This window comes from Pseudomonas sp. R2-60-08W, from assembly GCF_003852335.1.
Taxonomy (GTDB): Bacteria; Pseudomonadota; Gammaproteobacteria; order Pseudomonadales; family Pseudomonadaceae; genus Aquipseudomonas.
In genome coordinates, this window is record NZ_CP027731.1 from 2351173 (window position 1) to 2362886 (window position 11714).

At 59.4% G+C, this 11714-nt stretch carries 10 protein-coding genes; 5 read left to right on the top strand and 5 right to left on the bottom strand.

Features of this window, described 5'->3' with window-relative positions; genetic code table 11:
• The first annotated feature begins 120 nt into the window (after positions 1 to 120).
• Entirely contained in the window at positions 121 to 612 is a 492-nt protein-coding gene (locus C4J90_RS10860; protein ID WP_124419746.1) for a GNAT family N-acetyltransferase, read from the top strand.
• Between the two features lie 101 nt (positions 613 to 713).
• On the opposite strand, the gene C4J90_RS10865 is transcribed toward C4J90_RS10860, so the two are convergent.
• The 4 genes from C4J90_RS10865 to C4J90_RS26885 all read right to left on the bottom strand — a co-directional run bounded on the left by C4J90_RS10865 (position 714) and on the right by C4J90_RS26885 (position 5506).
• Positions 714 to 926, bottom strand: a complete 213-nt coding sequence (locus tag C4J90_RS10865; protein WP_124362381.1) for a hypothetical protein — start codon at positions 924 to 926, stop codon at positions 714 to 716.
• Between the two features lie 140 nt (positions 927 to 1066).
• Positions 1067 to 3304 (bottom strand): TonB-dependent siderophore receptor, encoded by a 2238-nt coding sequence (locus C4J90_RS10870; protein WP_124419747.1) that lies wholly within the window; start codon positions 3302 to 3304, stop codon positions 1067 to 1069.
• A gap of 128 nt (positions 3305 to 3432) precedes the next feature.
• Positions 3433 to 5175, bottom strand: a complete 1743-nt coding sequence (locus C4J90_RS10875; RefSeq protein ID WP_124362383.1) for a phosphoethanolamine transferase CptA — start codon at positions 5173 to 5175, stop codon at positions 3433 to 3435.
• 154 nt (positions 5176 to 5329) lie between these two features.
• Positions 5330 to 5506 carry a DUF6026 family protein gene (locus C4J90_RS26885; protein WP_163003427.1) on the bottom strand — a complete coding sequence of 59 codons (177 nt, stop codon included), beginning with the start codon at positions 5504 to 5506 and terminating at the stop codon, positions 5330 to 5332.
• A gap of 257 nt (positions 5507 to 5763) precedes the next feature.
• On the opposite strand from C4J90_RS26885, the gene gnd reads away from it, so the two are divergent.
• The 3 genes from gnd to C4J90_RS10890 are packed head-to-tail and all read left to right on the top strand — an operon-like array spanning position 5764 to position 9088.
• Positions 5764 to 6747: a phosphogluconate dehydrogenase (NAD(+)-dependent, decarboxylating) gene (gene gnd, locus C4J90_RS10880; RefSeq protein WP_124362384.1), complete on the top strand. Its 984-nt coding sequence runs from the start codon at positions 5764 to 5766 to the stop codon at positions 6745 to 6747.
• Positions 6744 to 8267, top strand: a complete 1524-nt coding sequence (gene zwf / locus C4J90_RS10885) for a glucose-6-phosphate dehydrogenase (protein WP_124414403.1) — start codon at positions 6744 to 6746, stop codon at positions 8265 to 8267. Before gnd ends, zwf begins: the two co-directional genes overlap by 4 nt.
• Positions 8264 to 9088, top strand: coding sequence for an HAD family hydrolase (locus tag C4J90_RS10890; RefSeq protein ID WP_124362386.1), 825 nt, complete (start codon positions 8264 to 8266; stop codon positions 9086 to 9088). The genes zwf and C4J90_RS10890 overlap by 4 nt, the downstream gene beginning before the upstream one ends.
• 54 nt (positions 9089 to 9142) lie before the next feature.
• On the opposite strand, the gene C4J90_RS10895 is transcribed toward C4J90_RS10890, so the two are convergent.
• The gene (locus tag C4J90_RS10895) at positions 9143 to 9403 is read right to left on the bottom strand and encodes a hypothetical protein (protein WP_124362387.1); all 261 of its coding nucleotides are present in this window, start codon (positions 9401 to 9403) and stop codon (positions 9143 to 9145) included.
• Positions 9404 to 9725: 322 nt separating this feature from the next.
• Here C4J90_RS10895 and C4J90_RS10900 point away from each other — a divergent pair, with 322 nt between their 5' ends.
• Complete coding sequence (locus tag C4J90_RS10900) at positions 9726 to 11051, top strand: sigma-54 dependent transcriptional regulator (protein WP_124406905.1); 1326 nt, start codon at positions 9726 to 9728, stop codon at positions 11049 to 11051.
• Positions 11052 to 11714 lie beyond the last annotated feature (663 nt).

An 11714-nucleotide genomic window follows, 5' to 3' on the forward strand; every position in this document is an offset into this window, starting at 1 on the left:
ACCTGGGCGCTTTCTGTCAGGCATTTGTCGTTAATCGCCTTCATCTGCTGCCGCATCCACGCTTACAATCACCCTTCTCAAAGGGAATCGATTCCCTGGTTGTCGTTATCGAGGACGGAAATGGACACCCCAGACATCCTGGTGCTGCAAGCCAGCTACACCAACGCCGTGCACGCGGATGCCATCGGCTCGCTGCTCAACCACTATGCTGAAGATCTAATGGGCGGCGGCCACACGTTGCAAGCCGACCTGTTGCAGCAATTGCCTGGGGAACTGGCCAAGCGCCCCTATGCGTTCAGTGTGCTGGCGTTCGTCGGGGGTGAGCCAGCCGGGCTGGTCAATTGCTTCGAGGGCTTCTCGACATTCGCTTGTCGACCCTTGGTCAACGTCCATGATGTGGTGGTGGCGAAACAGTTTCGTGGCTTGGGCTTGAGCCAGAAAATGCTGCAGAAGGTCGAGGAAATCGCCCGGCAGCGCGGGTGCTGCAAAATCACCCTGGAAGTGCTTGAAGGCAATGAGTTGGCACAGTCGGCCTATCGCAAGTTCGGTTTCGACGATTCGGTTTTTGATCCTGCCCATGGCCGCATGTTGTTCTGGAACAAGGCACTGTAATAAAAAAATTGCAAAAAAAAAGGCGCCATTGAATGGCGCCTGATAAACCTTTGCCAAGGGAGCGCAATGGCAGAAGGTGGTGCGGATTAACTCAGCATTAATCAACTATTGGGTTGTGCTGTTTCGGCAGTGGTGGCTTTAACCGGTTTGCCGTCGGCGGACGCAACTTGTTGTTCGGCCTTGCCGTGGGTTTTTTCCTGAATGAAGCTGAAGTTGTTATAGAACTCTTTCGAACGCTCTGAACCGCCTTCTGCAAAGGCGGCGGCGGAGGTCAGGGTCATCAGGCTGGCAAGCATCAAAGTCGAGAGTTTCAAGGCGGTATTCCCATTAGATTGATAGGTGATCGGTCACTCCCTGATCTGATCGTGGGGCGACTATGGCGTTATCCTATTAAGTGGGAATTAACGAAGTTCACCTGCGAAGTTAACAATTTTGTTAACTTTGCGAGGGGCCGTTATAGCCTCCAGTCAAGTGCCAGCGTGACCGAACGTGGATCGCCCCAATACACACCATTATAAAAGCCAACGCGTTCGTAATATTTCTTATCAAATAGGTTGTTGACGTTAACCGACGCCGTAACATGTTCATCGAACTGGTAGCGCGACATCAGGTTGACCACGGTGTAGCCCTGTTGCGTGATTTTCTCCCGGGTGGTTATCGGTCTGCCTTCGCTGTTGCGCGCCCCCGTGGGGCGGTCGCCGAAGTCATACATCTCGCTTTGCCAAGTCACGGCGCCGCCCACGGTAAGGTTGCGCCAGGCCCCCGGCAGGCGGTAAGCGCTGGATAACTTCAACAGGTTCAACGGCTGGCCGGTGTTGTTGCGTGTGCCTGCGCCATTCACCGAATGGGTGTAGGTGTAGCCCGCAGTCAGGTTCCAGTCCGGCGTGATTTCCCCGGCCGCTTCCAGCTCGAACCCGCTCACCTTGTTGCCCTTGCCGCCGGACTTGTAGTACTCCTCGCCGGTGGCCGGGTTGCGCGGCACCGAGTCGTCCCGCTCGGCGACGTTGTCCTGGGTGCTCCAGAAATACGCGGCGGCCAGGTTCAGACGCTCGTTGAGAACGCTGCCCTTGAGCCCCACCTCATAGTTGCTGCCCACCACCGGTTCCAGGTACTTCTCGTTGACGTCTTTCGCGCTTTGCGGCTTGAAGATGTCGGTGTAGCTCGCGTAGAGGGTGTATTGCGGCGTGATGTCGTAAAGCAGCCCGGCGTAGGGCGTCCACATGTCGTTATGGGTTTGCCCGGTTTTGCCGGACGCGGTCAGTTGATCGTTGGCGTCGTATTTGGGGGTAGCGCTTTGCAGTTCCCAACTGCCGTAGCGGCTGCCGAGTACGGCGTGCAGGCGGTCAGTCAGGCTCAGTCGAGTCGCAAGGTAACCGGCTTTCTGTTGTTTCTTGCTGTGCTCACCCTTGAGGCCGGTGACGTAATCGCTGAACTTGCCGATGCCGCCCATGTGTTTCCAGTCCTCAATGGAGTAGTAGCTGGAGGGCAGGTCGGTGCGCATGAAGGGCGAACTGTCCCGCTGCGCGGCCTCGCCATAACCCATCATCAGCGCGTGTTCACGGCCTAGCAACGCGTAGCTGCCGGCCAGGTTGAGGTCGATGGCTTCCATTCTCGAGGTGCCGCGCATATGGCTGGCCCAGGCCGTCATGCCGCTGCGGTCGGCGTTGGGGAACCCCGCGCCGCCGTAATACACCTTGCCATCGGTATCGCTCTGGCGATGGGTGTAGGCCGCCTTCAGATGCCAGTCGCCGCCCAACCGATGATCGAGGGTGGCGAAGGTGGTTTTGTCGGTCAATGGCCAGGAACTCCAGTGCGCCGCCATATTGGTGGAGCGCGACAGTCCGGCCTTGCCGCCCTGGCTGTTCCAGTACGGCACGGTGCCCCAGGAGGTGCCTTGTACCTGCTTGTCCTGGTAATCAAAGCCTACGGCCAACACGGTGTCGTCGGAAAGGTCACCCTCGAGAATGCCGTAGCCGACCGCCCGCTGCAGGGCATAGTTGTCGCGAAAGGATTGGCTGTCACGGTAGGCCAGGACGCTGCGCCCGCGCAGTTTGCCGTCGAAGGCCAGCGGGCCGCCGACGTCGAGGTAGCTGTAGTAGTTGTCATGGGTAGCGCCGCTGATCCCGGTTTTCGCCTGCCATTGGGCGGTAGGGCGCTTGCGTACCATGTTGACGGTGGCCGAGGGGTCACCCGCGCCCGTCGTCAGGCCGGTGGCGCCGCGAACCACTTCGATCCGGTCATAGATAATGGTGTCGGCGTCGCTCTTCATGTAGCCGAAGGTGTTGAGCATTCCGTCAATCTGGAAATTGCTGATGCCGTAACCACGGGCGGTATAGGACACGCGGTCCGAATCATTGTGCTGGACGTTGACACCGGTGGTCTGGCGCAACACATCGGTCAGGGTGTTGAGATTGAAATCGTCCATCTGCTGGCGCGTAATCACCGAGATCGATTGCGGGGTCTCCTTGATCGACAGGTTCAGGCGCGTGGCGGTGCTCATGGAGCCAGTGGTGTAGGCGCCGGTGTGCTCGGTGGTCGCACCCAGGCCTTCGGCGGTGACCGTGGTGGCGCCCAGTTCGAGGGCATTGGCGGGGGCGTGTTCGGGATCGGTTTCGGCCAGCAGTTCAGGGCTCAGCGCAAGGCTGAACAGGCCAAGGGTAAAGGTGATGGAACGGGTAAACGGCGCGAGCATCGCGGCAAACTCCTTGTCGTCTTTGAGACCGCCCCGGATGGGGTGGGCATGGCTCAAAGACGAAAGGAGGCGCGGAACTTTAGGCTTTAACGAGAATGATTGTTATCTTCTTGTTACAGGTTGCTGGGTTACTTGACCACCACGTCGGTGCTGTCGGCCTTTTTCGGCTTGATCAGACTGAAGTCAATCAAGGCCTTCTGCTTGGTCTCGTAAGGGTTGCCGATCAGCAAGGGGCGCGGCTTGAAGCTGTCGCTGACCAGGCTTTTGCTGCGGTCCAGTTCATCGAAACTCAAACCTGCCAGGTCCGCCCAGGTGTGGATCAACTGCGAACTGCTGTAAGGCCGTTGCAGGTCGCCGGCGAAGCTCCAATCGTGGCTTTCGCGCCACTTGGGCGAGGCGTAGGCCATGAAGGGAATGGTGTACATCGGCGCGGTCGGCTTGCCTTCGTTACGGCCCAGGGTGTCATGGCCGGCCGAGTCGAACACGTCCTCGCCGTGGTCCGACAGATACAGCAGGAAGCCATTGGGGTCGGTCTTGGCGTAGTCCTTGATCAGGCTCGACACCACGAAGTCGTTGTACAGCACCGCGTTGTCATAGCTGTTGTACGTCGGCAGCTGTGCATCGCTGACACCGGGCGGCACGCCCTGGCGGTCGGTGAACTTGTCGAACGTCTGCGGATAACGGTACTGGTAGCTCATGTGCGTGCCCAACAGGTGCACCACGATGAACTTGCGCTCGGCGGTATCGGCCAGGGCCTTGGAAAACGGGGCCAGTACATCGCCGTCGTATTGACGGGCGTTCTGGTTCCGGTTGTTGTTGAGGTACACCTGCTCGTCGGCCTGTTCGGAAAAGGTCGTGAGCATGGTGTTGCGCTTGGTCATGGTTTGCTGGTTGGTGATCCAGAAGGTCTTGTAGCCGGCCTGTTTCATCACGCTGACGATCGACGGCGTCTTGAGGTACAGGTCCGGGTTTTCTTCGTCGGCGAAGGTCAGTACCTGCTGCAGCGCTTCAATGGTGTACGGGCGCGGTGTAATGACGTTGTCGAACACCGCCAGTTGGTCGCGCAGCTTGTCCAGTTCCGGCGTGGTGTTACGCGGGTAACCATACAGGCTCATGCGCTGGCGGTTGGTGGATTCGCCGATCACCAGCACCAGGGTGGACGGCTGGCCGGCCATGCTGTCCTTCAGGTTCTTCAGCGGTGGGATCTGGCTGGCACTGGTCAGCATGCCTTGCATATTGTCCAGCTGTTCGGTGTAGCGGCGGTAGGCGACGATCATCTGCCATGGCACGGCCGGCTCGATCCGGGTTTCGAAGCGGTCGATGGCCAGTTCCATGGTTTCGCTGGTGGCGATCTGCTTGACCAGCGGGTAGCCGACCACGGCCAATACAATGGCGATCGCTGCCACGATCGACTGACCGCGAGGCAAGTACACCGGGCGCAGGCGTGTCCACAGGAAAATCGCGAAGGCGGTGTGGGCGATGAACGCCAGCACGATCCACCAGGCAAAGTACTGGGTGGCGTATTCGCCCGCTTCAGAAATGTTCGACTCGAACATGATGAAGATGACGCTCTGGGAAAATTCCTGCTGGTAAATGAAGAAATAACCCAGGCTGGCCATGGAACAGGCCCACAGCACCACGCCGATCAAGGCAGCGAGCAGGCGTGTTTGCCGAGGGAACAGCAACATCGGCGCCAGCCACAGCGCACTCATGAAGAACGCCTGGCGGAAACCGCTGAAGCCGGACGTGCCGGTCAGTTGGATAAGAAGTTGGGTAATCCCAGAGAAATACCAGAAAAACAGGAATAACCAGCCAAGGCCGGCCCAATCAAAGCCTTTCGCAGTCGTCGTGCTGCGTTTGAACATCGCCATCCAGCGCCCCATCAGAAAATAATCGTCGCGCACAGGCGCGCAACATCGGGCCGCCCAGAAAGTGAGCGGCATCGCGGGCGGGAGTATCGGGATAAGTGTGTGAAAACTTCGTGAGTTTTCTGTAGGTATTGCCTTACGGGCTCGCCAGGGCGGCTCAGCAGAGCGCGGGCTTGGCGCCGGACGGCAGTTCAAGCTGGGCCTGCAGATGTGAACGCAGACGCAGGACTTCCTGTTGCAACTGATCGCGCTCGTCCTTCAACTGGCGCAATTCATCGCGGCGGATGCTGACGTAGAGGGTCTGAGGCGGTCGGGTCATCTGTGCTGTGCTCATTGCTTACCTCGCAAATAGCGGTCAACGGCGCTGCCGAATCGGTTCGCGGCAACAGTCGGAGGTAAGTCTGAATTCTTTTTCACATCAAGGGAACTTTTTTATTTTTGGTGGTCGTGTGACTTTTACAGGGGTGATGGTGAAATGATGGCAACTTTTTTGCCATGAAACTACACGGATCCGCTCTGGACTAACCCTCATTAGCCTCATTGCGCTATAAACTATGTCACACATTTTTTTGCAGTTAGGAGCATCAGCACATGCAACTGGGGATTATCGGACTAGGCCGCATGGGCGGTAATATTGCGCGGCGCCTGATGCTCAATGGGCATTCCACCGTTGTTTATGACCGTAATGAAGCATTCGTAAAGGGCTTGAGCGAGGAGGGCGCCACCGGCGTCGCCGGGCTGGAGGCCCTGGTGGCCGGCCTGCAAAAGCCGCGCGCGGTATGGGTGATGCTGCCGGCGGGCGCGCCGACCGAAGACACCATCAATGAACTCAGTGAGCTGCTGGAAAGCGGTGACGTGATCATCGACGGCGGCAATACCAATTACAAGGACGACGTGCGTCGCGGCAAGGCCCTGGCGGAAAAGGGCCTGCACTATGTTGACGTCGGCACTTCCGGCGGTGTCTGGGGCCTGGAACGTGGCTACTGCATGATGATTGGCGGCGACGTGGAAACCGTGCAGCGCCTCGACCCGATCTTCAAGAGCCTCGCTCCCGGTATAGGCAGCATCCCTCGCACCAAGGACCGTTCGGCTTCTGCCGACCCACGTGCCGAGCAGGGTTATATCCATGCTGGCCCAGCGGGCTCCGGTCACTTCGTCAAGATGATCCATAACGGCATTGAATACGGAATGATGCAGGCGTTTGCCGAAGGTTTTGACATCCTCAAGACCAAGAACTCGGAAAACCTGCCGGAAGATCAGCGCTTTGACCTGAACGTGGCCGACATCGCCGAAGTCTGGCGCCGTGGCAGCGTGGTGTCGTCGTGGCTGTTGGACCTGACCGCCGATGCGCTGGCCACCGACCCGAAACTCGACGGCTACTCCGGCTCCGTGGCCGACAGTGGCGAAGGCCGCTGGACCATCGAAGCGGCCATGGAGCAAGCGGTGCCGGTACCGGTGCTGTCTACCTCGCTGTTCGCCCGTTTCCGTTCGCGCCAGCAGAGCACCTACGGTGACAAAATGCTCTCGGCCATGCGCTTCGGCTTTGGCGGCCACGTGGAGACTTCCAAAAAATGACCGCCAACGGCAAGAAACCCAAGGCCGAACCCGCTCCACCCACTACGTTGTTCCTGTTTGGCGCCCATGGCGACCTGGTCAAACGCCTGCTGATGCCGGCGCTGTATAACCTGAGCCGCGACGGGTTGCTGGGCGATGGCCTGCGTATCGTGGGCGTTGATCACAACGCCGTCAGCGACGCGGACTTTGCCAAGAAGCTCGAGGATTTCATTCGCACCGAGGCGGCCAGCAAAGTCCGGGGGAATGCCGACAATGCGCTGGACCCACACCTGTGGGCCCAGTTGGCCAAAGGCATCAGCTACGTCGAGGGCGACTTCCTCGACGACAGCACCTACGCGGATATCGCGCAGAAAATTGCCGACAGCGGCACCGCCAATGCCGTGTTCTACCTCGCGACCGCACCGCGCTTCTTCAGTGAAGTGGTGCAACGCCTGGGCAGCGCCGGATTGCTCAATGAAACCGAGGAGGGCTTTCGTCGCGTGGTCATCGAGAAACCTTTCGGTTCCGACCTGGCCTCCGCCGAAGCCTTGAATGCGTGCCTGCTCAAGGTGATGAGCGAGAAACAGATCTATCGCATCGACCATTACCTGGGCAAGGAAACGGTGCAGAACATCCTGATCAGCCGTTTTTCCAACGTGCTGTTCGAAGCGTTCTGGAACAATCATTACATCGATCATGTGCAAATCACCGCTGCGGAAACGGTCGGCGTGGAAACCCGCGGCAGTTTCTTCGAAAAAACCGGTACCTTGCGGGACATGGTGCCCAACCACCTGTTCCAGTTGCTGGCCATGGTTGCCATGGAGCCGCCGGCAGCCTTCGGTGCCGACGCGGTGCGCGGGGAGAAGGCCAAGGTGGTGGGAGCAATCCGCCCCTGGTCCCTGGAGGATGCGCGGGCCAATTCCGTTCGCGGCCAGTACACCGCCGGTGAAATCGCCGGCAAGTCGCTGCCGGGCTACCGTGAAGAAGCCAACGTTGCGCCCGACAGCAGCACCGAGACCTTCGTCGCGCTGAAGGTGATGATCGACAACTGGCGCTGGGTCGGCGTGCCGTTCTACTTGCGTACCGGCAAACGCATGAGCATCCGCGACACCGAGATCGTGATCTGCTTCAAGCAGGCGCCTTACGCGCAATTTCGCGACACCGAGGTCGATGAGCTCAAGCCCACCTACCTGAAAATCCAGATCCAGCCGAATGAAGGCATGTGGTTCGACCTGCTGGCGAAAAAGCCTGGGCCGGCCCTGGAGATGGCCAACATCGAACTGGGCTTTGACTACAAGGATTTCTTCGAGATGCAACCGTCGACGGGGTACGAGACGCTGATCTACGACTGCATGACCGGCGACCAGACTTTGTTCCAGCGCGCCGACAACATCGAGAACGGCTGGCGTGCCGTGCAGCCGTTCCTGGATGCCTGGAAAGAAGATGACGGTATCCAGACCTACAAGGCTGGCGAAGATGGCCCGGCGGCGGCCGACACCTTGCTGGCCCGTGATGGTCGCACCTGGCACAGCCTCGGATGAGTGATGCAGCGATTCATCCCATCCGCTTTATCCTCAGTGACGTGGACGGCACGTTGCTGCATCCGGATCACAGCCTGAGCCAGCGCACCGCCGATGCGGTGCGCGCGCTGCGTGAGGCCGGGGTGTTTTTCAGCCTGGCCAGCGGGCGACCACCCAAGGCCATGCTGCATTTGATCGAGACCTTTGGCATCGACGTGCCGGTGGCGGGTTTCAACGGCGGTACGTTGATCAACCCGGATGGCAGCATCCTGGTGGCCCACCATCTGCCGGCGGAAGCAGCCCTGGTGACGTTGGCGCTGTTTTCCGCCGAGCCGGACGTGGAAGTGTGGGTGTTCGCCGACGGCGATTGGCTGCGTCGTGACCCGCCAGGGCCGATGGTGCAGCGCGAAGCCGATGGCCTGGGGTACGGGCCGGTGGTGGTCGAGAGTTTCGAGCCGTACCTGGACCGGGTCGACAAGATCGTCGCCGCCAGCAACAACACGCAATTGCTGGTGGAGCTGGAGGCGCAATTGCAGCCCAAGGTACAGGGCTTGGCCCAGGTGTCGCGTTCGCAGCCGGTTTACCTGGATGTGACGGCGATGCTGGCCAATAAGGGCGAGGCCTTGAAGACCATTGCGGCGCACCTTGGGGTGCCGCTTGCGCAAACGGCGGCCATTGGTGACGGCGGCAACGACCCGGCGATGTTCCAGGTGGCCGGTTTATCGATCGCAATGGGCCAGGCGGAAGAAACCGTCAAGCGTCAGGCCAGCGTCGTCACCGGCAGTAATGTCGAAGACGGCGCTGCTGAAGCGTTCGAGCGATTTATGCTGACCGCGCGATAAGTAAGTCCAACTTCCGATCACGCGAGTGCAGTGATCGGAAGTTAACCTGCCGACTTACTTGGGCATTGCCCACTGTTGCAACTTGTAGCCATCTTTGTCGAGCTCGGCACGCGCCTGCAACAACAGGTTTTCCAGTTGCGCCGGGTCGGTGTAAGTGTTCGAGGACAGCTGTTTGCTGCCGATGCGGGTATTGGTGCGGTCGATGACGCTCAGGCTGAGGGCGCCATTGCCATCGTGCCAGGCCACGCACTGAAAGGGTTGGAAAGCGCGGTCTGCAATCAAAAGAGCTTCGTTGATGCGCAGCGGAGCGTTCATGTGGGTCGTCTCTCTCTATGCCCATTCAAGTGAGTACCGGCGGTTGGGCTGACCGTGCGGTGGGTTACTTGTACTGATGCGCGATGGTGGGGTACGGGTCACATGCTAGAGCAACAAATTTTAATGTTTCCTGACTAACGTCATGTAAGTCGCTGTTTTAAAAGCTCAACCCAGGCATTAACGGTTCAAGGATAGGTGGCTTTTTGCCCGCACTTATAGCGAATGGTTACAAAGGCTGCGTCAAGATTTTGTTAAGGTTCCTGTCAGTCATCACAAACTGTTGTTTCTAATAACGTTACTGTTCTGACGCCAAGGAATATTCATGATTGTGTCCCCCGTCCAACGCCGCTTGCTGGTGGTCGACCCGTGTGCGGATTGCCATGGGTTGCTACCGGGCTTACGCACGGTCGGATGGGACGTGGACAGCTGTGCCCTGGAAGCGGTGGGGGATAGGTCCTGCGATGTCGGTCTGCTGCGGTTGCAGCCGTGTCATCTGGAACGCCCCGAAGCGGTCAAGGAACTGATTGGCCGAAGCGGCACCGAGTGGATCGCGGTACTCAGCCAGGATGTATTGCGTCTGCAGAACGTCGGCGATTTCGTCTGCGAATGGTTCTTTGACTTCCACACCTTGCCGTTCGACGTATCGAGGGTGCAGGTCACCCTGGGACGCGCCTTCGGCATGGCGCGTCTGCGCGGCAAGGGCAACACCCCCGTGGGTGGGCCTGGGCATGAGCTGCTGGGCGACAGCCGGCCCATTCGTGAACTGCGCAAGTTGTTGTCGAAGTTGGCGCCCACTGAATCCCCGGTACTGATTCGGGGCGACAGCGGCACCGGCAAGGAACTGGTGGCCAAAACCCTGCACCGGCAATCGCAGCGGCACGCCAAGCCGTTTGTGGCGATCAACTGTGGCGCGATTCCGGAACACCTGATCCAATCCGAACTCTTCGGCCATGAAAAGGGTGCCTTCACTGGTGCGCACCAGCGCAAGGTCGGACGCATCGAGGCCGCCCACGGTGGCACGCTGTTCCTCGATGAAATCGGCGACCTGCCGATGGAACTGCAAGCCAACCTGTTGCGGTTTCTCCAGGAGAAACAGATCGAGCGCGTCGGCGGCAGCCAGCCCATCCCGGTGGATGTGCGGGTGCTGGCGGCCACCCACGTAGACCTTGAGGCCGCCGTGGAAAAGGGCACTTTCCGCGAAGACCTGTATTACCGCCTGAACGTCCTGCAAGTGGTCACGGCACCCTTGCGTGAACGCCATGGTGACGTGGCGATGCTGGCCAATCACTTTTCGCGCTTCTATAGCCAGGAAACCGGCCGCCGCCCGCGCAGCTTCAGCGAAGATGCATTGGTGGCGATGGGGCAGCACCTGTGGCCAGGCAATGTACGTGAGTTGGCCAACCGCGTGCGCCGTGGCCTGGTGTTGGCCGAAGGGCGCCAGATCGAAGCGGTGGATCTGGGACTGCAAGGCGAGCAGGCGGCTTCACTGCCGATGGCGACACTGGAAGATTACAAACACCGCGCCGAACGTCAGGCGTTGTGTGATGTGCTCCATCGGCACAGCGATAACCTCAGCGTCGCCGCCCGCGTGCTGGGCATTTCGCGGCCGACGTTCTACCGGTTGCTGCATAAGCACCAGATTCGCTAGGGCGGTTGTGGGAGGGGCTTGCCCCCGATGGCATTGTTTCAGCCAGCCAGTCTGTTACTGATACACCGCCATCGGGGGCAAGCCCCCTCCCACAAGGAATATTGGTTGTCCATGAAATAGCTGACGAAACCGAATCAAAATGTGGGAGGGGGCTTGCCCCCGATAGCCATAGGTATCTACACAACTTTGTAGCAGCCTACGGTAACCACGATGCGAAGCGAGTTGCTCTTGATCTTGCTTTTGATCTAGGCGCCCCGTTAAACCACGCTGGCCGTAATCCGATAGTGATTTGGGGGGTAAACCGGCAGGGATGCCGGTTTAGCCGCCCCGCGCCATGGATGGCGCGGGGCGGCGGCCCCCCAAATCACTGTCGGATTACGGGCACACCGAGCCTAGGCGAGGTGCCGAGTGGTGGGGCAAGAGCCCTTTGCTTACTTTGGGGCTTTTCCAAAGTGAGCCGCCGTAAGGGCGGAACCCTAAGCCGCCGTTACCGCAGCAACGGATATGTACTCGCCTTGATCCAACATCCTGGTCGGCTGTCAGGCCGCCATCGGGAGCAAGCCCCCTCCCACATTTAGGTCGCGGGGCATCAGTTAGAGAGGCTTCGGCTCCTGAGCCGTCACAGGTTCAGGGCCGTGCCAAAGTTGTGAAGATACCTATGGT